Annotated in this window: 20 protein-coding genes and 1 pseudogene; 16 read left to right on the forward strand and 5 right to left on the reverse strand. The window is 52.7% G+C overall.

Going from position 1 to position 26,002, the window contains the following annotated elements:
• Nucleotides 1-91: 91 nt before the first annotated feature.
• Genes JFU37_RS25200 through JFU37_RS25210 form a run of 3 tightly spaced genes read left to right on the forward strand, consistent with a single transcriptional unit; the run spans nucleotide 92 to nucleotide 3,787 of the window.
• Entirely contained in the window at nucleotides 92-2,497 is a 2,406-nt protein-coding gene (locus tag JFU37_RS25200; RefSeq protein ID WP_201119752.1) for a membrane-bound PQQ-dependent dehydrogenase, glucose/quinate/shikimate family, read from the forward strand.
• 57 nt (nucleotides 2,498-2,554) lie between these two features.
• Nucleotides 2,555-2,986, forward strand: a complete 432-nt coding sequence (locus JFU37_RS25205) for a (R)-mandelonitrile lyase (protein WP_201119753.1) — start codon at nucleotides 2,555-2,557, stop codon at nucleotides 2,984-2,986.
• A 39-nt stretch (nucleotides 2,987-3,025) separates the two neighbouring features.
• Nucleotides 3,026-3,787, forward strand: a complete 762-nt coding sequence (locus JFU37_RS25210) for a glucose 1-dehydrogenase (RefSeq protein WP_201119754.1) — start codon at nucleotides 3,026-3,028, stop codon at nucleotides 3,785-3,787.
• A 140-nt stretch (nucleotides 3,788-3,927) separates the two neighbouring features.
• Here the strand turns inward: JFU37_RS25210 and JFU37_RS25215 are convergent.
• A pseudogene (locus tag JFU37_RS25215) lies at nucleotides 3,928-4,093 on the reverse strand (IS66 family transposase); the annotation flags it as partial.
• A gap of 367 nt (nucleotides 4,094-4,460) precedes the next feature.
• Between JFU37_RS25215 and JFU37_RS25220 the strand changes: the two are divergent.
• Together JFU37_RS25220 and JFU37_RS25225 are read left to right on the forward strand one after the other, a co-directional pair.
• Nucleotides 4,461-5,042 (forward strand): TetR/AcrR family transcriptional regulator, encoded by a 582-nt coding sequence (locus JFU37_RS25220; RefSeq protein WP_201119755.1) that lies wholly within the window; start codon nucleotides 4,461-4,463, stop codon nucleotides 5,040-5,042.
• A gap of 73 nt (nucleotides 5,043-5,115) precedes the next feature.
• Nucleotides 5,116-6,207: an alkene reductase gene (locus JFU37_RS25225; RefSeq protein ID WP_201119756.1), complete on the forward strand. Its 1,092-nt coding sequence runs from the start codon at nucleotides 5,116-5,118 to the stop codon at nucleotides 6,205-6,207.
• 310 nt (nucleotides 6,208-6,517) lie between these two features.
• Here the strand turns inward: JFU37_RS25225 and JFU37_RS25230 are convergent, their stop codons facing one another.
• On the reverse strand, nucleotides 6,518-7,093 hold the full coding sequence (locus JFU37_RS25230) for a MarR family winged helix-turn-helix transcriptional regulator (protein ID WP_201119757.1): 576 nt from the start codon (nucleotides 7,091-7,093) through the stop codon (nucleotides 6,518-6,520).
• A 998-nt stretch (nucleotides 7,094-8,091) separates the two neighbouring features.
• On the opposite strand from JFU37_RS25230, the gene JFU37_RS25235 reads away from it, so the two are divergent.
• From JFU37_RS25235 to JFU37_RS25275, 10 genes are all read left to right on the forward strand, one after another.
• Nucleotides 8,092-9,135, forward strand: a complete 1,044-nt coding sequence (locus tag JFU37_RS25235) for a hypothetical protein (protein ID WP_201119758.1) — start codon at nucleotides 8,092-8,094, stop codon at nucleotides 9,133-9,135.
• A gap of 378 nt (nucleotides 9,136-9,513) precedes the next feature.
• Nucleotides 9,514-11,217, forward strand: coding sequence for a DUF1302 domain-containing protein (locus JFU37_RS25240; RefSeq protein ID WP_242485821.1), 1,704 nt, complete (start codon nucleotides 9,514-9,516; stop codon nucleotides 11,215-11,217).
• A gap of 14 nt (nucleotides 11,218-11,231) precedes the next feature.
• Nucleotides 11,232-12,593, forward strand: a complete 1,362-nt coding sequence (locus JFU37_RS25245) for a DUF1329 domain-containing protein (protein ID WP_201119759.1) — start codon at nucleotides 11,232-11,234, stop codon at nucleotides 12,591-12,593.
• Nucleotides 12,590-13,780 carry a WD40/YVTN/BNR-like repeat-containing protein gene (locus JFU37_RS25250; protein WP_201119760.1) on the forward strand — a complete coding sequence of 397 codons (1,191 nt, stop codon included), beginning with the start codon at nucleotides 12,590-12,592 and terminating at the stop codon, nucleotides 13,778-13,780. The genes JFU37_RS25245 and JFU37_RS25250 overlap by 4 nt, the downstream gene beginning before the upstream one ends.
• The gene (locus JFU37_RS25255) at nucleotides 13,777-16,170 is read left to right on the forward strand and encodes an efflux RND transporter permease subunit (RefSeq protein WP_201119761.1); all 2,394 of its coding nucleotides are present in this window, start codon (nucleotides 13,777-13,779) and stop codon (nucleotides 16,168-16,170) included. Before JFU37_RS25250 ends, JFU37_RS25255 begins: the two co-directional genes overlap by 4 nt.
• A 77-nt stretch (nucleotides 16,171-16,247) precedes the next feature.
• Entirely contained in the window at nucleotides 16,248-16,370 is a 123-nt protein-coding gene (locus JFU37_RS31060) for a hypothetical protein (protein ID WP_274609960.1), read from the forward strand.
• Between the two features lie 97 nt (nucleotides 16,371-16,467).
• A complete protein-coding gene (locus tag JFU37_RS25260) occupies nucleotides 16,468-16,830 on the forward strand; it encodes a nuclear transport factor 2 family protein (protein ID WP_201119762.1) in 363 nt (120 codons plus the stop codon).
• A gap of 144 nt (nucleotides 16,831-16,974) precedes the next feature.
• On the forward strand, nucleotides 16,975-17,778 hold the full coding sequence (locus tag JFU37_RS25265) for an SDR family NAD(P)-dependent oxidoreductase (RefSeq protein WP_201119763.1): 804 nt from the start codon (nucleotides 16,975-16,977) through the stop codon (nucleotides 17,776-17,778).
• Between the two features lie 86 nt (nucleotides 17,779-17,864).
• Complete coding sequence (locus JFU37_RS25270) at nucleotides 17,865-18,623, forward strand: SDR family NAD(P)-dependent oxidoreductase (RefSeq protein WP_201119764.1); 759 nt, start codon at nucleotides 17,865-17,867, stop codon at nucleotides 18,621-18,623.
• A gap of 58 nt (nucleotides 18,624-18,681) precedes the next feature.
• Nucleotides 18,682-19,395, forward strand: a complete 714-nt coding sequence (locus JFU37_RS25275; RefSeq protein WP_201119765.1) for an EthD domain-containing protein — start codon at nucleotides 18,682-18,684, stop codon at nucleotides 19,393-19,395.
• Nucleotides 19,396-19,745: 350 nt separating this feature from the next.
• Here the strand turns inward: JFU37_RS25275 and JFU37_RS25280 are convergent, their stop codons facing one another.
• From JFU37_RS25280 to JFU37_RS25290, 3 genes are all read right to left on the reverse strand, one after another.
• Nucleotides 19,746-21,320: a phytoene desaturase family protein gene (locus tag JFU37_RS25280; RefSeq protein ID WP_201119766.1), complete on the reverse strand. Its 1,575-nt coding sequence runs from the start codon at nucleotides 21,318-21,320 to the stop codon at nucleotides 19,746-19,748.
• 893 nt (nucleotides 21,321-22,213) lie between these two features.
• The gene (locus tag JFU37_RS25285; RefSeq protein ID WP_201119767.1) at nucleotides 22,214-23,179 is read right to left on the reverse strand and encodes a 3-keto-5-aminohexanoate cleavage protein; all 966 of its coding nucleotides are present in this window, start codon (nucleotides 23,177-23,179) and stop codon (nucleotides 22,214-22,216) included.
• 684 nt (nucleotides 23,180-23,863) lie between these two features.
• Nucleotides 23,864-24,352, reverse strand: coding sequence for a MarR family winged helix-turn-helix transcriptional regulator (locus JFU37_RS25290; protein WP_201119768.1), 489 nt, complete (start codon nucleotides 24,350-24,352; stop codon nucleotides 23,864-23,866).
• Nucleotides 24,353-25,175: 823 nt separating this feature from the next.
• Between JFU37_RS25290 and JFU37_RS25295 the strand changes: the two genes are divergently transcribed.
• Nucleotides 25,176-25,997, forward strand: a complete 822-nt coding sequence (locus JFU37_RS25295) for an aldehyde dehydrogenase family protein (protein ID WP_201119769.1) — start codon at nucleotides 25,176-25,178, stop codon at nucleotides 25,995-25,997.
• The last annotated feature ends 5 nt before the right edge of the window (nucleotides 25,998-26,002 follow it).

A 26,002-nucleotide genomic window follows, 5' to 3' on the forward strand; every position in this document is an offset into this window, starting at 1 on the left:
CCGGTGCATAAACCTCATCTTGTTCGGGCTCGGCTCTGCCGCAGTCGACGGCAAGGTCGCATCTGAATTTCAGAAAAGGAATGGAAATCTCATGCCCCAATTGAACGCTTCCGCGACCGGCAAAGCATTGCTGATAGCATTGGGCGTGATCATCCTGTTAACGGGGTTGTTCATGCTCGCGGGTGGTGCTTACCTGATTACTCTCGCAGGGTCTTGGTATTTTGCACTCGCGGGCCTTGGGCTGACGATTGCGGGCCTTCTGCTTGTGCGCCTACGTTTGTTGGGTGCGATCCTTTACCTCGCGGTGTTTTTTGCCTCCATCGCCTGGTCTCTGTGGGATGTAGGGCTGGACTTCTGGCCGCTGTTTTCTCGTCTGTTTGCTTTGGGTGTTCTTGCTTTACTGGTGCTGGTGATGATGCCAAAACTGAGCAGCAGCGAGCGTCCTGTTTCGGCCAACACTGCCTACACGGGAGCTGTGGTTGTTGCTATCGGTTTGGCGGCAACGTTCTATACCGCGTTGCAGCCGCAGCCGATCCAGGCGGCGGACAGTGCACTGGCTCATGTACCCGGAAAGGCTGTGGGAACAGTAGAGCCAGCGACAGATTGGCGCTACTTCGGTCGTACACCCTCCGGGACACGGCATGCGCTGCTGGACAAGATTACACCGCAAAACGTGGCAGGGTTGAAAGTCGCCTGGACTTACCGGACAGGAGAAATCCCCAAGGGGAGCCAAGGGCACGTGGTAACGCCGCTGCACGTTAACGGCGTGCTATACGGCTGCACCCAGTCCAGCCAGCTGTTCGCTTTGGACGCAGACACTGGAAAGGAAATTTGGCATCACGACCCGAAAGTGCAGGCGAACAATGTGTATCCCAGATGCCGTGGTGTGGGCTATTACGATGCGACATCCGAGGCCTCCGCTGCATCAACTACACCCGCTACACCAACTACTGATGCCGATGCGAATCCAGCGGCCTGCGCGCGTCGGATTATCGCCACCACCGTTGATGCCCGACTTGTCGCTGTAGATGCGCAAACCGGTAAAGCCTGCACTGATTTCGGCGAGGGTGGCAGCGTGAGTCTGCGCATTGGAATGGGCAGTAACGACCAGGATCTTTACTTTCCGACGGCGGCACCTACCGTGGTACGTGATCTGGTGGTGGTCGGCGGGCTTGTCTGGGACAACCAGAAAACCGGCGAACCGTCTGGGGTAGTTCGCGCTTTCAATGCGCGTACAGGTGCACTGGTCTGGGCCTGGGACCTCGGGAACCCGGCCATCACGCGCGAGCCGCCTGAGGGGCAGAGCTATACCGCTGGTACACCGAATGTCTGGTCGACACCTGCTTTTGACGATGCGCTCGGTTTGATTTATTTACCCACGGGTAACGCGACGCCGGACTTTTGGGGGGGGCACCGTACCGAGGCGGATGATCGTTACTCATCTTCCATCGTTGCTTTGGATATCGGAACCGGGCGCGAGCGGTGGCGCTTTCAGACGGTGCACCACGACCTCTGGGATTACGATGTACCTTCGCAACCAGCACTATACGACGTACCTGATGGCCACGGCGGAACGTCTCCCGCGTTGATCCAAACCACTAAGCGCGGGCAGATCTTCATGCTCGATCGGCGCGATGGCAAGCCTATCGCCCAGGTGCAAGAGCAACCGGTCCCACAGGGCGGTGTTCCTGATGACCGGACCTCGCCGACGCAGCCCTACTCGGTTGGCATGCCCTCCATCGGCACAGAACCGCTCAGTGAAAAACGCATGTGGGGGTTGACGCCGCTTGACCAACTGATCTGCCGGATCGATTTCCGCAGGGCGCGCTATGAAGGTGAGTTCACTCCGCCAAGCGAGCACCTGACGATTCAGTACCCAAGCTGGTTGGGTGGCATGAACTGGGGTTCCGTCTCCATCGCCGAGAACCTGGGCTACATGATCGTCAACGACACCCGCGTTGCGATATGGAACCGAATGATCCCGCGCGCGGCTTACGATGAGAAAAGCCTCACCGGTGGCGGGCATGAAGGCAATGCTCCACAGGTAGGTACGCCGTGGGGCATTGAGCAGGGACGCTTCCTGTCGCCGCTGGGCATCCCTTGTCAGGAGCCTCCCTACGGAACGATCAGTGCTATTGATCTGGCAACCCGCAAGGTCGCCTGGTCTATTCCACTTGGCACGACCGAGCAAACTGGCCCGCTGGGTATTACCACCCACCTGCCTATTCCCATCGGCATGCCTACTCGCGGCGGCCCGGTGACGACGTCCAGTGGACTGGTGTTTATGGCCGGTACACAGGACTTCTATATCCGGGCACTTGATGTGCGCACCGGCAAAGAACTGTGGAAAGGACGTTTGCCGGTTGGGGCTGAGGCGACGCCGATGACCTATGTATCGCCGCGAACCGGCAGGCAGTTTCTGGTCATCAGTGCTGGCGGTAATTCTGCGACCACGCAAAAAGGTGATTACGTGATGGCGTATGCGCTGCCTGAGTAAGCGGCAAGAACCTGGCCAAGGCATGCCCTTGGCCCTTTATTTTTACTGAGGAGCATTATGGAACTCAAACGTGCAGGCTCTCAACCCTCCATCAAAGGCCCAGAAGAGTGGTTCACCGGAGCCGTTCGCATCGATCCGCTAAATTTCCCGCCTGAGCCGGCCAGGGTGTCGGTGGCAAGTGTGACCTTCGAAGCCGGCGCTCGTACCGCGTGGCATACCCATCCGCTCGGCCAGACCTTGATCGTCACCGCAGGGTGCGGTTGGACTCAATGCGAAGGTGAGCCCATCGTAGAAATACGTGCTGGCGATGTTATCTGGTGCCCACCAGGCCACAAACATTGGCACGGTGCATCGATGACAACGTCGATGACCCACATCGCTGTGCAAGAAGCTCTCAACGGCAAGAATGTTGAATGGCTGGAAAAAGTTACTGACGAGCAATATGAGGTTGGGCCAACCGAAACCGCCTCCCGCACGAACTGTCACTGATTGAGCATTGCTGCAGTAACCACAAAGGACACGATATCCATGACCAACCCGACCTATGATTTCAGTAACAAAGTAGCGCTCGTAACAGGCGCCAGCCAAGGCCTTGGCTTTGCAACCGCAAAGGCTTTTGCCGAAAGCGGCGCCTCAGTCGTTTTGTCGGACGTTAACGAGGCGTCCCTCGACATTGCTACCAAACAGCTACAGGGCGCGGGGTACAAAGCTATATCAATCGTGTGCGACGTCACGATTGAGGCCCAGGCCAAAGCGCTTGTTGAGCGCACGGTGGCAGAATTTGGTCGACTCGACATGGCCTTCAACAATGCGGGTGTCAGTGGCCCAACGGGCCCTATTACTGAAGAAACCGAAGGCCAGTTCGACAACGTGAATGACGTCAATCTTAAAGGCGTCTGGACGTGCATGAAGCACGAATTGATTCAGATGGAAAAGCAGGGTGAGGGCGCGATAGTTAACTGCTCGTCGTTGGGCGGTATCGTTGGCTTGCCAGGGCGCGCTGCCTACCACGGTACAAAGCATGGGGTGTTGGGGCTTACGAAGTGTGCCGCTCTTGACTACGCAACAAAGAACATTCGCGTCAACGCGGTCTGCCCCGGCACATTCGACACCCCGATGATTGCTGATATCAACCCTGACTCGATGCGGGAATTTATGCGAATGCAGCCAAACGGCCGGATGGGGCGCCCAGAGGAGCTGGCTGCGGCAGTTCTATGGCTCTGTAGCGCGGGTGCCAGTTTTGTTCTTGGCGCGGCGCTCTCAGTTGATGGCGGGTTTACTACACAATGATTTAGATCGTAGCGATCTATTCACTATCTGTGTCCGGGTTGCCTTAAGCGGCGGTCAACGAAGTCGGTGCGATGCAGGAAATCGGGTACGCCTGATCCTACGGCGCCGACGATTTGCTTCAAGTCTCCGGCCCGCTTAAGCGGCAACAACTCAGCAACCTCACTGGCGCGCATTGTGGGTCGGCGCATGTGGACATCATTCGATAGGCAATATGGGGCGTGCGATGTTGAGTCGTGGCGACTGAATCAAGCTCATGATTGCAGCCGCACGCTTGCCGGTGCGTAGCGAGCCAGCAAATGAGTAATTCTAGCGCCGAAGTGCCTATGGCTGAATCTGGATATTGGTCGAGCACTAGCAGCGGCGGCGACCTCCCTTCGGAGATGCGATCTAATATCCAAATCTCTTCTGGAAGTCTGAAATGAGCGCCTCTCTAAATTACACGTCGAACGCATCGTGATTTTTTGACGTACTGCTCGGATTCTGCCTGGCACCAGAACGCACTGGCTGTCTGCGGCTCGGTAGGGGACTACTATTCGCTTCTAGTATGAGCGGTCCCTTGAAACAGTGGTTAGGTCATCAGATCCACGCTCCTACAAATATTTCCTCTGGTTAAATATTGTGGACTGATTGATCCTAAATCATTACGATAGTCCTAAATCCTAGGATGAGTAGCATGGCAAGACCGCGCGAATTTGATGAAAGGGAGGCGTTAATCCAAGCCATGCACGTGTTTTGGAGCAAAGGCTATGAATCTACTTCGCTTCCCGATTTGTTGAAGGCTACTGGGCTAAGCAGGAGTAGTCTTTATGACACGTTTGGTAGCAAGCGAGAGTTGTTTCTAGCCGCTTTTGAGATTTATCGCCAAGAGCGCATGCGTGTGTTGCATGGATATCTCAATAGTGAGTCGACTGCTTATACTTCGATACAAGGTTTTTTTCTGATGGTGCTTGAACATGCGCGCATGCAGGAAAGGCCATTTGGATGCATGAGTTGTAATGAAGCTGTTGAATTTGGTCCTCATGACCCAGAAGTGCAGCAATTGGTTGAAAAGGATTTCTTGGGAATTGAAGATGCCTTTACTCTGGCAATTGAGGCCGGTAAGAAGGACGGATCAATTCCGTTGAATAAGAACGCTAGGAGACTTGCTAGGTTTCTTACGGTGACACTCCAAGGTTTGCAAATGATGTCTCGCTCTAGACTTGATATGGAGCGATTGGAGGATGCAACGTCGGTCATGCTGACCACATTGCAATAGTTGACCCGCCTTAGGGCGGGTTTTATTAAGTCTATTCTGGACTGATCGTTCTGTAACTGGAGGAATTGGTATTATGTCTGCAACCAATCTTGATCAACTGCTTGCTCCCGTTCGAGTGGGAGCTATGACATTGCAAAATCGGGCGGTTATGGCGCCGTTGACACGTAGTCGTGCGGGCGAAGGGGACTGTGCCACGGCTTTGATAGCTGAGTACTACCGTCAGCGCGCTACAGCCGGTCTCATCATCACAGAAGCCTCTCAGATTTCTGCACAGGGCAAAGGGTATCCTCGAACGCCTGGCATCTTTACCGAGAATCAAATCGCAGGTTGGAAGCTAGTCACTGATGCCGTTCATTCAGAAAACGGGCGTATTTTCTTGCAGATTTGGCATGTAGGTCGCCTGTCACACCGCGTCGTTCAGGTTGATGATCAGCTACCTGTCGCGCCCTCCGCGATTAAAGCGGAGGGTGATATCTTCACGGTTTCGGGCCTCAAAACTCTTGAAGCTCCTCGAGCGCTGCTTCTTGAGGAAATTCCAGGTGTCGTTGACGATTTCCGCCAAGCGGCAGAGAACGCCAAACTGGCAGGATTCGATGGCGTAGAAATCCACGCTGCTAATGGCTACTTGATTGACCAGTTCCTGCGAGATGGTAGTAATACGCGTACTGATGCTTATGGTGGTTCAGTAGAAAATCGAGCGCGCTTCCTCAAAGAGGTGGTTGAAGCCGTTATCCCTGTTTTTGGTGCCGACCGAGTAGGTGTGCGTCTCTCACCGATTTTCGATGGCTTTTCCATGAGTGATAGCAATCCAGTCGCGACGTTTGGCCACACGGCCAGCATGCTGGGGCAGTATGGACTTGCCTATCTGCATGTCATGCAACTGGGCCAGGGGGACTTTGATTTTCTCGAACTTAAACGCCTTTTCGGTGGTACTTACATTGCCAATGGAGGCTATGACGCGGATCGCGCTGCAGCAGCGATCGTAAGTGAAAAGGCGGACTTGGTATCGTTCGGAACGCTTTTCTTGGCCAACCCTGACTTACTTGAGAGGTTTTTGTTAAACGCACCGTTGAGTGAGGCCGACAAGGAGACGTTCTATCAAGGTGAGGAGCGCGGCTATACTGATTATCCGGTACTGCCTGGCGTTCACACTACGAGAGGGTAAAAGAAGTGTTGGCGCAGTGTCACTGCGCCATTTCCAAAGCAATTGGGGGGGCACTCGGAAAAACATTTAAATCTTTCCTTTCCCGTAGGGGGCGGTACTCAATGTGCTCTCGATCATGTGGGTATTAGCTCCCCCCCCCGATGAACTCGCAGCGATTTCAACGCCTGCAGTCGGGGGGGAGATGTTGTAATAGATGGTTTTAGTCGTGTGATGATTGAGTTGGAACGAATTAATGATATTTTCTAATGACCACTTAAGCGATTTCAGCCAAGGTCGAGATGGTACTTATATCCATTATTCATCAAAAATTTTACCACTCCCAGGCGTCACTACCCGCTGATTTTTCGTTGAGCAAATTACTCCAGATTTTCTCCAAAACACCGAAAAATATATCGAGTTCTTCGTCAGCGATCCCATTTACCGACCTGGCAAACAACGCTTTGAGAGCGGGTGTCATTTCATCACGGAGACTGCGACCTTTTTCTGTAAGGTGGATGCAGAATCTGCGACGATCTTTTGGGTCTCGGACTCGGGTAACTAGGCCGTTTTTTTCCATGTTGTCCATTGCAGGAACCGCTGTGTTTGGGTGAATACCTACGCGTTTGCTGAGCTCTTGCTGGCTCAAACCGTCATGTTCAGACAGTATACGAAGGTAATACCAATGCCCCATCGTTACCTCCCGACCAAGAAGAAGGTATTGACCTCGGGATTCGTACAATCGATGAGTGTCCTTCAAGCGCCAGGCAATGCTGCGACCCTTGTCATCATAAACTCGGGGGTCTACGGATATTTCTGCCTGTGGTTGCTCGTCGTGACTTGCGACAATGGAGCCTGTGTCAAGTTGGGGCGTCTCGACTTGCTCACTGGTTTGGCTATTGGGTTTCATTCAAATGCTTCTCAGATGGGTAGGTATGCGGATGCCGCCAATCACAATAGAACCATCTCGTACGATTGCTGTGCAAGTTTTTTCGCGATTGCAGAATTCGGTGGGATTGATGTTTCACTTTGCACTGAGGCTTGCGCCGGGCTGGGGGGCATACCTTTGCTCGACGGCGCAGTGCGGGAGATCGTCGAGTTTAATCGTTAGCAAGGTCTCAGTCCCGAACAGCTTTCGCACCAACCGCGGTCTCGGCACCTCCCTGGATTAGCTCGTGTTTTCCGCGGATATCCGGGCAAGCGCTGAACTATAGAATTCAGCATTATCTGGCACCGATGCATCGAGTACGACAGTGCGTCGCCGGTGAGCCTGGTGATGCTTTTTCAACGGTCATTTTCATCATGAAGCCTGAGCGCATCCCCAAAATTTTAGGTTGTCGAGTGCCGAATGGCAGTCCTCCAGGCAATTCAGCGCATTTGCTGAGTTCGGTGCCCCTCACTCATCCAGCCCCTGAAGAAACCCCCTTCAGCGAATGCGACTGACTTTCGACTGAGACCCCCTCCCGCTGTGGCAAAGAATAGCCTGTGAGCTATCCGAATTAGCCGCGCGACGTCTCTGCTGCTTTCATGAAAACCTGCCACCTTCTTCAAGCAAAGGAAGGCTCTCCGTTGAGACGTGGTCGTCCGAATTGCGTGTTCGTGGCGATATTTTATAGATGAGCGGCTCCCACGTTTTCCCCGAAACGGCCTCCAGCCAAGCGGGTCAGCAATCCGAACATTTTTCGCCAAAAGCGCCCTTGACAATTTTAGAACGTAATCGGATTATACGATCACGTACGAATATTGTGAGGTTTTGGGTCGAGAGGTGTTTTGGGCAAGTGTTTTCGTTCAGGTGAACTCTGGCTGTGTGGTGGGCGGTGGCGATGCCTTTAGTGGGCGGCAGGACAGCCGCAGTGGCACGACACACTGACTCGCTTAAGGCGTTACCAAACTGGTAGGAATTGAAAAATGAGTGATAACAAGAATAACAATGCACCAATCATGCAATTGTGGACTCGAGAAGGGTTTGCTGGTCCGCTTTCACTGGTTAGTCGTTCAACTTACGGTCCGGATTTCCTATCGGTTCAAGGCCCTCATGCGCCGCGCCGTTGTGTGATTGAGGGGCTGGTGCCACAAGATCAGTCTGATGCAGACGCGCTTCCTTCGGTCGTAGCGACTTCCAAGCTCGGTGTGCGCCTACTGACCTCGGCGCGAACCCAGCCCATGCCTTTTACTGTCAGAAACGTAGAGGCTGACGAGTTGCACTTCATACAGGCTGGCCAGGTTAAGTTTGATACTGACGCGGGTAGCCTGATCGCTGATGAAGGCGACTTTGTATGCATTCCGCGTTCGGTGGCTTATCGTTTCGGCCCCACAGGGGGGGCGATGCGCAGTCTCATCATGGAAACGCCAAGCGCGCTGAATCTGACCCCGCCAGGCCCAGTTGGAATGATCAATTTCTCTCGCGACGTAAAATTGGCAGCGATTGATCTAGACATAGTGTCAACCGGTCCGATGTCGTTACTGTTGAAGACGGCAGACGGTGAGATCACTCGATACATGTTGGCCCACGACCCACTATCCCTTGGTGGCCAAATGACTTCCAGTGTCCCTGTGTGGAAGTTGAATCTCAGTAATATCCAACTTCATGCCTATGAGCCCCATGGCGGTCCGCCCTCCATGTTCCTGTCATCCCGCGACGGCGAAGCGCTGGTTTTCAACCTGAGTGCACGCTCTGGCGGGCGTCCCCCGGTGCACGTTAATGCTGATTTTGACGAGTTGGTCTTCTACGTTCGTGGGCCAGGAGCATGGGGAGGGTGTGACGAGCCAGGCACCCTGACCTGGGTTCCCAAGGGTGTTCCGCATCACGGCCCCTCGGAAGCGGTGCCAGAGGGGTATCAAGCGTGGCTTCTTGAAACGCGAGCGACGATGCGATTCACCCCCGAGGCATTGGCAGCTTCCGAGTTGATGGAGACGGGGAATTACTTTCGCCACCCAAGCGTTTCCGGTTAATTGATAAAGCACCAAGCCCCTAACGTATTGCAAAATGCAGCTGTTAGGGGTTGTTTATCTGAAAATAAAAATAATGAAAGAGTATCTCCCGTGAACATTAAAATCTTCCTCGCTAGGCCCAGTCCACTGATCAGCATATGTTTGTTACCGCACATATCAGTTTTTTTTCGATCCTATCGGCTAAAGCTATAGCAAAAGTTTGGCGTGCAACGCCATTCAAGATGCATGGTGATAGGTTATGTTGGAGTCTATTCAGATTCTGAATGCATCTAAGGATGCATTGAAGGTCGGATTTAAATAAGACTTTACGTTTGCCTTTGCCGTTTTCGCAACAGAAGTTTCCTTGCTAATAACAATAGATACATGGAGACCGCACTCATGTCCTGCAAGCACTCTGTCATGCTCGCAATTTCTCATCATCCCCGTTTTAAGAATGGGCGGCAATTAGCGCACCTAGTAATGGCATGCACAGCTGCAATGGCATGGACTGGCGCTTCTGCGTTCGAGATTCCGACTGACAATCCTGACTGGAAGGTTCGATGGGATTCCAGTTTAAAATATAGTACTTCTATGCGTCTAAAGGATTCCGATTCCAAGTTGACGGGGCCCGCACAGGCCAACTTCGATGATGGCGACAGAAATTTTAGAAATAAGGGTTTAGTTTCCAATCGTTTGGATATTTTCACTGAGGCGGACGCTGTATACAAAGGGCGCTTTGGTGCGCGTGTCAGTGGTGCAGCCTGGTATGACGACGCTTACAATCGCTCCAACGATAACAACTCTCCCTCTACGTTGAATAGCACTTCCGCTCGGTCCGGCGAGTTCACGAGTGATACTCGTAATCTTATGGGGCGTAAGGCGGAGTTGCTTGATGCGTTTGTTTTCGGGGGGGCAGATTTTGATGATATGACGGGAACGTTTCGCCTAGGCAAGCACGCCCAGGTTTGGGGTGAAACGTTGTTCTTCGGTTCTAACGGTATTGCAGGGGGGATGGGTCCAATTGACTATGTTAAATTATTCAACGTGCCCGGCTCGCAATTTAAGGAGGTCGTGAGGCCGGTTAATCAAATCTCCGGTCAATTGCAGATTCGACCCGGTTTAACCGTGAGTGGTTATTACCAGTTGGAGTGGGAGGCGAATCGTATCCCCGCGTCAGGCTCCTTTAGTTCGTTTTCGGATATCTTCGGTGATGGTGCAGAGAGCCTGCTTTGGTCTTCAGGATCGCACTTCACAAATGGTGGCAAGATCAAACCAAGCGACATGGGGCAATTTGGTTTCCAGGTTCGAATTAGGCCTGAAAGCATAGATGCTGAGTTTGGTCTCTATGCGATTCGTTACCACCAAAAGGACGGGAACATCTATATCCGTCCAACTGCAGGGGCTGGATTCTTCTCGAATCCAGGGGCGCCGGGAGAGTCAGTAGGGGTATTTCAGACGGCTTATCACGAAGGCATCCGCGCCTACGGTGCCAGCGCCAGTACTACCATCGGTGATGCTAACGTCGGCCTCGAAGCGTCCTTTCGTGATAACGCCCCATTGGTTAATGCCGGCACCTTCGTCTTCGATCCAAGTGCTGACAACGACTCACACCCCGCTTATCCGGTTGGTCGTACGGCGCACGTGAACCTGTCATCAGTTGTCCTGCTTTCGCCAGGTAACCTATGGGAAGGAGGAACCCTGCTTGCCGAGATGGGGTGGAACCGGACGGTGTCCGTGACGGAAAACCGGCAGGCGCTCGATCCGAACAGCACACGTGATGCGCTTGGTTTCAGAATGCTCTTCTCTCCTACCTATTACCAAGTTATGGACGGGCTGGATGTCTCCGTGCCAATCGGTCTTGGATACAACCCTAAGGGGAGGTCATCGGCAGTAAGCCTTTTCAACGGCGGTGTTGATAAAGGTGGCGACTACAGCATTGGGATTAAAGGGGAGTACCACAAGAACCTAACACTCGGACTGACCTACACCTCTTACTTTGGCGATACCGGTGCCGTGCTCGCGCCCAGCAACGATCGACTGTCGTTTAACCAGTACTACAAAGATCGCAGCAACATCTCTGCCACTGCGCAGATGTCGTTCTGACACAGGAGATCATCATGACTCAACATCTATTTAAATTGCTTGGTGTCGTTGCGGCAATGGCGACCATTAGCCTTGCACATGCGGCGGTAACCCCTGAAGAGGCGCAGTTGCTCAAGAGTACCCTGACACCCATTGGGGCGGAACGTGCAGCTAATGCTTCTGGGAGTATTCCCGCGTGGAATGATGCGGGAATTAAACCACCAGCTGGTTATAAGTCAGGGGATCCGCGGCCAGACCCTTTCGCCAATGAAAAACCGATCCTGACCATCACCGCTAAAGATGTCGCAGCCAATGCCTCAAAACTGTCAAATGGCGCAAAGGCGTTATTAGAAAAGTATCCAGACACTTTTCGAATAAACGTTTATCCAACTCATCGTACGGCGACGCTGCCCCAATGGGTCTACGACAACACCTTCCGCAATGCAACCAGCGCGAAGACGACCAATGGCGGTAATTCAATTCAGGGCGCTTACGGAGGTATTCCATTTCCCATTCCGAAATCCGGTGCAGAGGCGATGTGGAACCACCGGTTGTCATATGCCGGATCATCCACGACCACGACTTATATGAATTACACGGGGACTGCGGGCGGGGACATGGTGGTTTCGTCCAGAGGATATAACAAGGTCCAGTGGCCTTACTACGATCCGAAGACGCCATGGCATGCCGATTTTAGTGGCCCGTTTATGATGTTGCGCAATATGCAAACAGAGCCTGCATTCAAGTCGGGCGAGGCATTGTTGGTTTATGAGACCCTGGACCGCGGTCGTTCTGCCTGGCAGTACTTCCCCGGCCAGCGACGCGTTCGCAAGGCTCCCACGGTGGGCTATGACACGCCCAGCGATATTAACTCTGGACAAGAGTATTACGACGAAAGTTTTTTGTACTGGAGCGAACTTGATAGATACGACTGGAAGCTAGTCGGTAAGCAGGAAATGTATGTCCCCTACAACACCAATGGCTGGCATGCACTTCCGGCCGATAAGCAGTATTCCAAACATCACATCAACCCCGACTCGTTCCGTTGGGAGCTACACCGTGTTTGGGTGGTCGAGGCTACGCTCGCCCCAGGTAAACGCCATGTCGTGCCGAAACGCCGCTTCTACTTAGACGAGGACACTTGGAGCGTAGTAATGCACGAAGGTTGGGATGCCGAAGGAAAACTTTGGCGTGTTGGCATGGGCATGCCCCACATTGTGTGGGAGGGGCCTTACGTACTGACTAACCAACCTTGGATGACCTACAACATTCAGTCTGGATCATGGGTTGTTGGAGCACCTGCTGACTTTGCCAACGGACCCTACTACCGACAGCTAGACAAGATACCGGCGACGTATTTCACTCCAGAGTCTCTCGCGGGGGAGGGGGTGAGATGATCGCTCGAAACCTGAGCCTTGTCTCGTTCCCTCTGATCGTCATACTGATGACATGGAGCGCAGTCGGTGCCGGTGTGCATGCCGCGGAGGCTCCCCAGACGGTGGAGCCAAAGTCGGAGAGTGCGCTACAAATGAAGACGGCGCTGGATACCCGGCGCTTGAATCAAGCCGCGGCTGCCGTCAGTAGTCCTACGCATGCCGCCATGCAGGCGGTAAGCACGGCCGCTAGCCGGATAGTTGTTGCCGGTGAGCGCGGTTTGATTGCTTACTCCGACGATTGCGGTGTCACTTGGCAGCAGGCCAGTGTACCGGTGAGTGTCACGCTGACGGCTCTGAGTTTCGTCGATGCGAATCACGGTTGGGCAGTAGGGCACGACGGCGTCATTCTTGCCACCCAGGACGCCGGTTCCACTTGGCAGAAGCAACTCGACGGCAGAGTTATAGCGGAGCTTGCGCTAGGCGCTGCAAAAAAAGCCGTGGCTATCGCCCCCTCTAGTGATGACGCTCAACGTCAATTAAGCGACGCCGAACGCTTAGTTTCCGACGGCCCAGATAAACCCCTTTTTGCCGTTCGTTTCTGGACTCCCGAGCGTGGTTTGGTCATTGGCGCATACGGTCTTGCACTTATCACGGAAGATGCTGGGCGTACCTGGCAGTGGATTGGTGACCGAATCCCCAATCCCATGGGCCTTCACCTATACGGTTTGTGGGTGCATGAGAGTCAGGTCTATGTCGTCGGAGAGCAAGGCTTGGTAGTGCGATCGGAGGATGGCGCGAGTCATTTTCAGTCTGTCGACAGCCCTTACGAGGGCAGTTACTTCGGTATTACGAGCTTAGGTGCTACAGAGTCCAGACATTTGATTGTTTACGGATTACGCGGTCACGCGTTCGAACTATCACCTCAATCCTCGAACCTAAAACCGCTTCCACTCGGATTGGAGGCGTCACTACTCAGCGCTTCGCCGGGCCCAAACGGCAGTGCTTTGTTGTTTGATGCAGACGGCCAGGTCGTCGAAGTCAGCGGCACTGATGGTTCGGTAAGGCCGATTGGCAGCTCTCCCGTAGGTCCGGTGCTTGGTGGCGCAGCCTCATGTGGGAACAGCATGGTGATAGCGGGTTTACGCGGCGTAGCCGTAGTCGATGCAACAACAATGGTCGCTGGTAGCAGTACAGGAACCACAAAATGACAGCCATGATTAAGCAGACTGACGACTGGCCGGTGATTTCAAATCTGGCGGACTTTAACGTCCATTCCGGCTCCTTTGGGGAGCGCATGTTGTTCAATAATCGCATCTGGATCATTGTCCTATGCGCGCTGATGACGGTATTTTTGGGAGCGAGCGCCCGTCACCTGCAATTGAACGCCAGCTTTGAGCGGATGATTCCGACCGGGCATGAGTTTGTCCGGAACTATTTTGAGCACCGTGAGGAACTCGTAGGCGTTGGCAATACCCTGCGCATCGCTGTACACACCAGCAAGGGAACAATTTACGACGCTGAGTACCAGGATACGTTGCGCAGGCTGAACGACGAGTTCTTCTTGATTCCAGGCGTCGACCGGCCACTCATGAAGTCGTTGTGGACGGCGAATACTCGTTGGCTTGGTGTTACAGAAGAGGGTCTGAGCGGTGGTCCGGTTATACCGGACAATTTCAACGGCTCGGTACAGAGCCTTGCAGAGTTGCGGGTAAACGTCGAGCGTTCTGGCGAGATCGGTCGACTGGTCGCTCCGGACTTCCGTTCGAGTCTGATTTTGCTGCCACTGATGGCGACTACGCCAAACGGCAAACCGCTTGACTATCAGCAACTCTCTCATCGGCTAGAGGAGCTTCGAGCAAAATACTCCAAAGATGGGATCAGTATTCACATTACCGGTTTCGCAAAAGTCGCAGGAGATCTTATCGATGGTGTAGGCGCTATCGCCGGCTATTTTGTACTCGCTTTTTTTATGTGCATGTTGGCGCTGTATGTATATAGCCGCTGCGTACGTAGCACTGTCGTTGTATTAACCTGCTCATTGATCGCAGTGCTTTGGACACTTGGCGCTCTTCAATGGCTGGGCTATGTATTGGACCCCTATACCGTCCTTGTGCCTTTCTTGGTTTTCGCGATCGGTGCCAGCCACGGCTCACAAAAGATGAACGGTATCGCTAACGATGTAATGAGCGGTACGCACAAGGTTGTCGCTGCACGTTACACGTTCAGACGCCTGTTTATTGCAGGGCTGACCGCATTGCTGGCTGCAGCACTGGGGTTCGCCGTGCTCACAGTTATCGACATCGACATCATTCGAGACTTAGCACTGACTGCCGGTGTCGGGATGGGCGCGTTAATTCTGACGAATCTGGTGCTACTACCCATCCTTTTGTCTTACACCGGAGTCAAAGTACGCAATCGGGAAGATGGGCCTCTGATCCAGGGGGTGTGGCGTGTGCTTGTTCGCTTTACCTACCCCAAACAGGCGCGGATAACCGTTACGCTGGCGGTCATATTAGCGATCGTAGGCATCGTGGGTAGTACGCGACTGACCGTGGGGGATGTTGACCCTGGAGCGCCAGAGCTTAGGACTGACTCACGTTACAACCGCGATAACGCTTTCATGGTTGGTAGCTTTCCGTCCAGTAGTGATCTTTTTGTCGTGATGGTGAAGACCCCCAAATTTTTGTGCACCAAACACGACACTATAGTGGCGATAGATGAGTTGGAACGTCGTTTACAGCAGTTGCCAGGTGTCGAGTCAACAAGTTCGATTGCAAGCCTGTCTAAGTTCGCAGCGGTGGGCATCAGTGAAGGTAACCCCCGTTGGTACGACATCCCAAACCAGGCAACGCTTAATTCCGTTGCCACCAGAGCACCTCGCGAGTTGTTCAACCAAGGCTGCGATCTTCTAGCGGTGTATGTATACCTGAGTGACCACAAAGCGCAGACATTGGATCGGGTGGTGAAGGAAACGCAATCATTCGCGTCGGAGGTTGGAGCAGGTATTGATACCCGCGTATTGCTCGCGGGGGGTAATGCTGGTATCGAGGCTGCTACCAATATTGTGGTGAAGCGATCGAACTGGATCATGACTGTTCTGGTGTACCTCAGTGTCATGGCTTTGGCACTGCTTACCTTCCGGTCGTGGCGCGCGACGTTGGCTGCGATGTTACCGCTAATGTTGACCACGGTACTGCTGGAAGCGTTGATGGCGTGGTTAGGGATTGGGCTGAAGGTTGCAACATTGCCAGTCGTCGCCCTAGGCGTGGGCATTGGGGTGGATTATTCACTGTACATTCTGAGTGTGACCCTCACTGCGATGCGTAGCGGGGCGAGCCTCTCTGAGGCCTATGCACAGGCACTACGCTTTACAGGGCGAGTGGTGATTTTGACAGGCCTGACATTGGCCGCTGCGGTTTTCACTTGGGTGCTGTCACCAATTCGGTTTCAGGCGGATATGGGGTTGCTCCTTGGATTCATGTTTCTTTGGAACATGCTGGGTGCGTTGATTTTGTTACCGGCTTTAGCACATTTCCTGCTGAAACCCTGCCAACTAGTATCTGTAAAGGAGCAAGTGTTACCGGCTCAGCCGACTTAAGTTTTATGGTGAGTTAAAGCGCGATCCCAAACAGAAAATTTATGCTGAGTAAGAATTTATAGAATAAGAAGGTGCTTATGAAGAAAGAATTCAATGACAATGTTGTGATGCCGCCAGGGGCTGCAGTGGTGCAATTTGCGATTCCGTTGGGCCAGTCGAAGGCATCTCGACTCAAGGCAGCAAGTGTTGCCAGCAGGTAAATGGTTACTGTGGGGTAAAGCAGATTTCCTTCTCCACACGCAGTCATAAAAAATAAAAATCGGATCTACGAATCTGAATTTGATTGGGAGTTATGTGATGAATGATACTGTTGAGTTTGTACAGGGTGTTTATGAAGATGTGGATAGCCTTGAAGTGCCACGGTTTATTTCTCGGCTGACAGAAGATTGCGTGTTTGTCTTCGGCAATGCCGATGCTGTTAGTGGACACAGTGCCATCGCTAGCTATTTTGGTGCTTTTTCAGAAATGATTGCCGGTATAGCTCATGTTGTCGATGAGGCTTGGACCTTCGAAGATGCTATTATTTCGACTGTGCGAGTAACGTACACTCGAAAAGATATGAGCACGCTAAGTTGTCCTGCAATGGTGCTTTGGCGAATGCAAGATGAGTTAATCAAAGAATATCGTATCTATGTGGATAACTCGGCACTGTTCGCGTGATGTAAGACACTCTCCATTCAAGCAATGACTTTTCGAAAAAGGCTATGAGGGTTGTAGCCTTTGGTAGAGCTACATTTGTTTTTCTGAGATTTATGATTTAGTCGAATCGTTTTTATCAATGATTAATTGAGAGGATTTTTGATTATGAAAGAAGCAGCGATCACTTCGCCGTCTTTATCAGCGGCTCAAGATCTTAAAGGGAAGACGATCATAGTCACAGGAGCGGGCAGTGGTATAGGCCGTGAATCAGCCATAATTTTTTCGCTAGCTGGCGCAAATGTGATTGTAAGTGACATTACTGCGGAGAGCGCCAAGGCAACTGTCGACTCAATCCATTCACGCGGTGGTATCGCCACATTCGTAAAGGCGGATTTGTCTGTGGAAGCCGAGGTTCAACTGTTGGTCAGCGCAGCGGTAGAAACGTACGGCCGTCTTGATGGCGCATTCAACAATGCGGGTATCGGGCAAGTTGGCAAGCCCCTTCATGAGTTGTCAACACAGGAGTGGCAACGTGCACTTTTGGTAGATCTTACATCGGTCTTCTGGTGTATGAAGTACCAAATTCTCGCCATGATGACTACCGGAGGCGGGGCAATTGTAAATACGGCTTCGGCGCTTGGGCAAGTTGCTATACCTCATGCTGGAGAATATGTTGCGGCCAAACACGGTGTCATCGGTATTACGCGTGCAGCCGCCGCCGATTACGGCGCAAAGGGTGTGCGGGTCAATTGCGTGCTCCCAGGCATTATTAAGACTCCGCTTATTGATGAACTGAGTACTGATCCGCGATTTGCATCATCGCTTGAAAAACTCCTGGAGAGACATCCGATTGGACGATTCGGTAACCCCAGCGAGATTGGTGAGGCGGCACGATGGCTTTTGTCGGATGCGGCGTCCTTTGTTAACGGTTCCGCGATTGCCGTAGACGGTGGTTATCTGGCGGTTTGATGGGATTGTGAGGGCTGCATCACGTGCTGTAGCCACTCGCAGATCACGTGTTCATTCAAATTAAACAATCTTTCAGAGGTAACGCAATGGGACGTTTAGACGGTAAAGTGTGTTTGATCACTGGCTCGGGCGGCAGTATGGGTCGAGCATCTGCGCTGGCCTTCGCCAAAGAAGGCGCGCTAATTGTTGGTTGTGACTTGTTCGCCGAACGTGCGGAAGAAACAGTGCGAATGGTCACAGAGGGCGGAGGCCGCATGGTCTCAATGCAGCCATGCGATTTGACGAAGTTAGACGATTGTGAAGCGTTAGTACGAACCGCTATTGACGCATTCGGTCGCATCGACGTGGTTTTTAACAATGCATCCATGGCTTATTTTGGCTTGGTCGACGAGTTCGCGATTGAAGACTGGCATAAGACGATGGATCAGGAGGTCAACCTCGTCTATTACATGACGCGCGCGGCTTGGGGTGAACTCGTTAAATCGAGCGGCTGTATCATAAACACAGCCTCGATTTCTGCGCATCAGGCCTATCGTCCATTGCCGGCACTCGCGCATACAGCTGCGAAAGGCGCAGTGCTTGCCATGACACGGCAACTTGCTATGGAAGGCGCGCCTCACGGCATTCGCGCAAATTCTATATCTCCAGGCTTAATCGATACCAACCAAACTAAAGGTATTCTTGCCGATCCGGATTTTTTTACTGTGATGACCGAACAAATTATGCTTAAGCGCCCGGGGACACCCGAAGAAGTTGCAATGGCTGCACTTTTTCTAGCCTCCGATGAGTCAAGTTTTATTACAGGTGCGGATTTGTGTGTCGACGGGGGTACGACCGCTTGGTAATCAGTGCAGAGTCAAAATAATAGAGCGCACGGCTCGATATCATCGGAGGGAGAACGAGGTGCTCAAATTTATCGTTGCATTTGAAAGTCTCACTACGATGACGCGCGTGGAGTGTCAGAACTATCTGTACGCTACTCATGGGCCGTTGGTTAGTCGGGTAAGTGAATTCAACCGCCATGTTCAAGGATATGTACAAAACTTCACATTTGATGGTGGCATTGCGAATAGCACAGACTTCGCTATCGATGGGGCATCGGAACTCTGGTTCGCTGATCTTGATGCTTTTTCGACTGCTTTTTCAGAATCACGCTATCTTGAACTCATCAGACCTGATGAGCTGCGTTTCGCAAATCCGGACCGATTGATTATGGCCTTCACCAAAGAGGAGACGGTCATAAGCAAGCAACGACCCACAGCTCTGAAGCTGTTTCGATTTCTGGCCACACCACCAGGTTGTGAGGCAACAATCATGCGTACCGCTTGGCAGGCGGGGTACGGCAAGCAATTGATACAAAATGAGGCGCTTGCGTCTCTAGTGGTTCGCTATGTTCAGAATTGGTCCTTACCTATCGATCGCAATCCCTTTCCACTCTCGCAGTCCTTCACTGGAGTCGACGAGCTCTGGTTTGAGAGCGATGAAGAGCTAATTCGCTTCGTCGCCCTTGAGCAAAATTTGCTCAATGAGCTTTCTAGTCGAGAACTCATCGATATGAGTGCTTCGGTAGCCTTTGTTGCAGTAGAGAAGATCGTTATACCTGTTGCTGCGAACTAATTCCGGTTCTTGACCGGTCTCGTGTTGCGATGCAGTCGTGTCGACCGCATCGCCTGTTCGTAAATGCTTGAGTAGTCAAGCTATCACTCCAATACCGGTGTTTCGATTAGCGCGCTAGGGTGAGCGTGCGCCACGAAAGAAATGACATCGCTTCCCCTTCCGGAATAGTTATTCTGAAAGGGGCGGAGCCAGGTGTGGTGATTGAACTGATCGAAAGTCCAGGACAGTGTGCGGACCAATAGCGGCGGTTACCGGTGCTAACGGCTATCTCGGTGCCATTTACTCATAGCCATTACAGTGACCTGGACGGGAGATACCCAGCGACGGGTACTCCGTCCTGGACATTTGGGTTAGATCGATTTTTTCAACCAGCGATCAACTCGCTCAGCAGCGATCTTGCCCGGCAGACCGGATACGCCGCCGCCTGGGTGAGTGCCGGCACCCCCCAGAAAGAAGCCTGGCACTACCGGCTTAGTGCCGCCCAAACCAAATGCGGGACGCTTTAGACCAGTACGCGCGGCGCCGAAATCGATATGGGTCACGCAACCGTTTGTGAGGTTGAGACGCTTTGCGCGATCCATTGGCGTTTCCAGGAAGTTGCCGATTTGCGCGTCAAAGCCGTCATAGAACTCGGACAACTGTGCGGTGATACCCTGGAGAGTCCGCGCTTTCAGTTCGTCGCTCCAGCCTTCGCGCGCTTCCACCGCAATCGACGGCAGATAGACGTGGGCAATCGACTGACCGGTTGGCGCTTGCGCAGGCTCCCAGTTGCTGAGCGGGGATACAGCGATCGCATGCGTTTTCGAAATATCGCCGCGCCGCGCAGTTGCGAAACTATTACGCACTTGGTCCGGCGTACCGATCAGGCCGCACGCCTTATTCAGATCAGCATCATCGTGGCGCATATCCTGGTGGCGCTTCAGCGATAGAGGTTTCGACATCGCGATATTGATGAGCATTGGCGCGCAATTGGAACGATTCGCCGGCGAATGCTCCAAGCGCGTGACCAGCCTTTTTTCGATACCCCCAGGTGTGGTGAGTTTGTACGCAGTGTGTGGATCGCAGGAGGCGATCACGCTGTTGGCGGTGATGATGCTGCCGTCCTCCAAGCGGACACCGCGAGTTTTACCGCCTTCGATGATGATCTCTGAGACTTGCGCATTCAGACGGATGTTGCCGCCACTGGCGATGAAGCTTTTGGCCAGCGCATTCGACAATGTCTGCAACGAACCTACTGGTTTACCGACGCCGAGGCGATGCATTAGGCTGAATAACATATACGCTGCAGCGTTTCCATCCTCATCGATCGGGCCTGTAATAGCAGCGACACCGGTCAACAAACCAATCGACGCGGGGTGCTCGAAGTATTCGCAGGCAATCTGGTCTGCGGTCCCTGCAGCTAAGTTTTGTAACTCCGCACGCAGACCTCGATGGCGGATCAATGCACCGATCATTTTCACTAACGCGCGCGGACTGGGGCGCCCAGCATCGGTATTCATGAGCGGGAAGGCGATGTCCATCAATGCGTCGGTGACTTCCATAAACTTCATGTAAGACTTGCCGTCGGCTTTCGACAGCCGCGACATATCCTCGGCGGTACGCTTGGGATCGCGAAAGAGCGCGATCGAATTGCCGTCCGGATGCAGATAGGCATACGAGGGGTCAGGATCGTAGGTTTTGAAGCCGTGCTTCACCAGTTCCAAATCCTCGATGATGCCTGTGCCGCGCATGAAAATAACATCGACCGCGCAGGGGGTGACCAAATGTTGGGGCGCTTCGGGAATCATGAAGCCGGAGGTTGTCATTCCACCCACTTTGCTACCTCGTTCAACAACAATGACGCGGCGGCCATTGCGGGCAAGGTAACAGCCCGCGGTTAACCCGTTGTGTCCGGCGCCGACAATAACCACGTCGAAATCTGCCATCGAAGTGCTCCTGTGTTAGTGCAGTATGGAGTTTGATTTTACGAAGGTTTACACGCTGGCCATCTCTTGGGGGAGTGTTTTTGGAGGCGCGCGTGTTAGTGAGTACGCAGGTGCATACGATCCCGGCCGGCTAACATGTTAAGTCGATGCCTTTGGATTCGCACGACGGCAATAGACCAATAAACAAATATCAGTTGTATATTAGACCTTCTCTATGTTTTTACTTGTGATTTTTTAATAATCGTCTTGTTGCAGGACTGTTAAACCGTAGCGTATTCGATCGTGCGACGCAGTCTACCTTCAAACTTTTTTTTGTGTCTCGTGCTGGCTAGTAGCCATGTGTTTCGACCGATCTTGGGGCACGATCTAATCAATCTCGATCATGAAGACTCACACCAAGCTTGCTTCAATTTACCCAAATGCTCGGCGTAAACAGAGGATATCTGCTTCCTCGACATCATTCGTTCGAACCACGTAAGACAGATAAACCAGATAAAATATCAGTAGATTTCCAGCGGAGAGGCCATTGCGAGTCAAAAAACTGAATATAAAGATCGGGCTTGCAGGGCTGATTGGCTGGAGTCTCAGACTCCAGCTTATTGGCGCTAACCTTATGTGTGATTACCTTACTCCTTGCTATCGAGAATTTCTGGCCACTACAAAGGCTAAAAGACGTCAAGCTACACATCACTTCGATAACTTATCCACTCAATTAGCGGTCGAGTGTTTCCGAATCAATTTGAGTGAGGATGTTAATAGGCTTTATAATTATAACCGAAGCAACGTATGTCACTATTGTTAATAATTACTTGTGCACGACTCTATTTGCTGTTTGAAGAGGCTGGTTCTCGACGGTTACAACACACTTCGGCCTGCAAGCCTTCTCTGGTTTATTAGCGAGCTGGTTTGCCAATCAAGGCGCGATACTCGTTTGCCGTCGCCGGGCGGCGGCCCAGTAGAGCGGCCATATCTTTAGCCATGTTGAACATTTGCAGGTTGTCAGACAGACGCTCGTCGCTGTTTGGATATTTCCACGGCGTATCTTCCGTACCTACTCGGATATGAAGACCCATCATGGTCGCCAAGGTCGTCATATAAAGCGTTGAACGACCGGAGGCACACACCGAAATAGTGCCAGTGGGATCAATTTTACGGATCTGGTTGACCATCAAAAACAGGTGCTGTGCCATGTCTTGCGCATCAGGAACCCAAGTGCCTGAAATTAATGTGCGACCTATATTGAAAGGAAGGCCATAAAGGATGAGCCAATTATACGGCCCCTTCAGGATCCCTGTGTCGATCAGGCGGCGCTTCGCTAACTCGATTTCACCAGAACTGTGTACTGCCAATTCGGGCTTTACGCCGTAGGTTTCTAACGTCTGTATCGCATGGGTTGCGAATGCCTCTGGGTGGCCTGGTGCGCAAGGCGCTACTTCAGCTAGACCGGAGGTGACTGGGCTCATGCACTTTTCAAAGGTATCACCATTCAATACGTTCAGATTCACCACAAAGTCGTTGCCAAACCGTGCACGCAAGGGTTCTAGAACCTGCGAGTAGGCCTCGACAGGGGGGAGGTCGCGATCAAGGCGGCGCCCTTTGTTGTCAGTTACCCACGTGAAGTCGACGTGAATACCGCAAGCACCGGCCTCGATTACTTGGGTTGCCGACTCGATGTAATCCTCAATCGAAGTCGGATTTCCGCTATCGCTGTTGGATTCGCCGAAACGACCCGAGACTGCGACGTTGATCGCTATTTCGGATGGTACGTCCCATTTCGGTTGTACTGACGCATCTGCTGCGAAGTGGTACTCCTCCATCTCGCGCTTTGCGGCTTCCCATAGGGGTAGTGGGCTACTCATGCTTTGTTCCTTTTATTGTGTTTGTGAATACATGACAAATAGGGGAGGGGTAGACCGGAAAGGGTAAAAGCCTCACCTGAATTCATACTGTATCGTATGAATTTTCAAAAATCCATACGATATCGATCTGTTTTTTGTGTGGATAGCTTTGCAGGTACATTGCGCGGCATCGCAACAACGGACCGCATGCATTTCCCGTTGGAAACGCTTTGCAGGAACGTGTTGAAGGCGAATGGGGAGGCCGAAAACGTGACTGCCGATACGGCGAGGTCAGCAAGGCATATGGTGCTCTCGGGTGCTTGCAGTGCACGTGAAGACGTACGGCTTGAGTCTGTTGTTGAGCATGCAGGTGCTTGGTTTGGTCGACCTGGCATGAGGTAGAACATTGTCGGCATTGATGGACCGACGGCACCAATAGCGATAAAGCCTGAGCTGACGTTGATAAGCTCAATGCCTTTAACCTCAAAGGCGGCCGGAGGGCATTAGGTATGAGCTTATTGAAATAAAGTCTTGGTAAGGCGCTGATGCAAATTGGTCTGTCTGGCGCCCGCTCATGATTTATCTATGTTCGTCTGGGCAATCGAACTCTTACATTGCCGGCCGCCTCGCCCAGTGCTGGTATTCAATCCGCGCAAAATGTTGATCCAATTAGCTCCCTACAGACGCTCCGTCTATGAGCGAAATTTACACAGCTTCCGCATCGACGAGATTCTCGATGATGCCCAGTAACGCTCTGTGCACTATCTTGATTTCGTTTTCGGAGAGCCCGCGTACAGCGACATCGTTTAGCTCTTCCGCGATGGGTATCAAAACGCCCTTCAGGTCGCGGCCTTTGGGGGTGAGGTAGATGTAGACCTTTTTTCGGTTGCCGTCTCGAAAGCGCCGCTCGATCAGTCCTTGGGAGTCCATGGCTTTCAGTGCAGTAAATGTCGTTGGCTCCATCAGCCCGACCTGATCGCTGAGTTCCCGTTGAGTAAGGCCTTCCGTCACCCATAGCACACGGAGAAAGGCCCAGTGTCCGAAACTGACATCGTGCTCGGCCAAGCGTAATTGCAGGCTTTTGGTCAATACCCGCGCAGCGTCCCGGACCAAATGAGCCAGTCGGTCATCGGGAACCTCCTCTCTCCAATGGCGTAGAACATCCTGTGCCGTATGGTCGTCTTTCTGTCTCATTGGTTATCCACTTCAAAATCGTGATGCTCGCCTGCTTTCGCAGTGGAGTAAAGCGGATGTCCAAAAGGCAATGGTGTCGCCGGCTGAAATGGGCAGTCGCTTCGATAGCTTGGTCGTGTCTGTAACTTTGATCATCTAGCCGAGAAGATGTGACGCCGCTTCAGTTATTTGCCGCAGTTTCTTCTAGTAACTCTCCCTGGCGGTGCAATTTGACCTTGTCAGCGAGGATCCAAACGGCGCGGTGCTCGCGCTCGGCAATGAGGCTAGCGAGCATGAAGCCTACAGCCAAGCCTAGGCATTCCCGCAAATCACTGCGTCCTTACGGCGCAATGACTCGCGCATGGTCCATGTGCGCGTCAGCAATCATCCGTGGTGATGTGGTCAGACTCGATATCCGCGGCCAGCGCTCCCGCACGTCTACTTCAATGGTTTCACTAGGCAGATAGAGATGGTGCCGTGCATCCCATTTCTTAAAAAATTGGGATGCAGGGTTACGCCGGGAGCGGATCTGAAAAATGCGGGTCCGCTGGCTTGGGCACTGAATCGGCTCCTTCGCGGGTAAAAATTTTCGTGATACCCCCCTCTTGACAGTCCTGCGATGCGTAGTATCTTAGGCATCTAACTTAGATATCTAAGTTCATCTGATAGCAGATTTGCGCTTACGTAGGGATGTGTTTCAAGCCTCTCCAAAATGGAGTTGCCGTCACGGCGATGAAGCGGAATTTGCTTGAGTGAGGGTGTGATTTGTAAAAATCAGTCTCAAAGATTGATTCTCTAAGAATAAGAAAAACCCAGCCAAAGACTGGACGTGATGGAGTTGTCGATGAGTGAGATCAAGCATTTTATCAGCGGCGAATTTGTGGCCTCGCATCGTGGTTGCTCCTTCGACGACATCAACACTGCCAACGGCTCGGTGATTGCCAAGGTGCATGAATGCTGCCAAGTCGGCACGCCGGCATGCACCGCCCATGCTTTCCCCCAGGGAGAGTGGGGCCTAATGCCAGTGGCTGAGCGCATTGCTCTGTTACGCAGCTTGGTCGACTGTATCGATGCTCGCTTCGATGGGTTCATCAACGCTGAGAGCCTAAAAACCAAAATACCAAAATTGCATGCCTCGCGAATAGACGAAGTCTCGCGTGGTGTGACGAGCGTGCAAGCCTTTGCCGGCCTAGTGAAGAGCGTGCCCTCCGAAGGCTTTCAAGTGGATATCCCGGATGCTAACGGCGCGCTCAATTATGAGCTGCGCCGGCCGCGCGAGCTGATTGCGGTCATCGCCTTGTTGAGTTTGCCGCTGATGCTGATGACCTGGGAAGTGCGCCCGGATCTGACCTGCGGTTCCACGGTGATGGCTAAGCGCTCCGCAGTAATGCGGCATACCACCACCCCGCTTGGTCAGGTGATTAGCACAACCAGGATTCCCAAGAGCGTCTGCAGCGAGGCGCATGGTTTCGGGTCTGATTGCGTGACCCGCCACCCCGGCATTAGCGCGTGCACCTTCACTAACTTGGCGCCCATGAAGTCACAGGCGTCGCGACCAGCAGTAGTTCCTGCGCGACTTGCGCACTCCGTTCGGCGGCAGCTAGCAATCGGGTACAGGCCGCGAAGTGGGTGTACTTGGCCTCGAGTTCTACGACGAGCTTTCTAATATCC

It is taken from the genome of Pseudomonas sp. TH41 (assembly GCF_016650695.1).
Taxonomy (GTDB): domain Bacteria; phylum Pseudomonadota; class Gammaproteobacteria; order Pseudomonadales; family Pseudomonadaceae; genus Aquipseudomonas.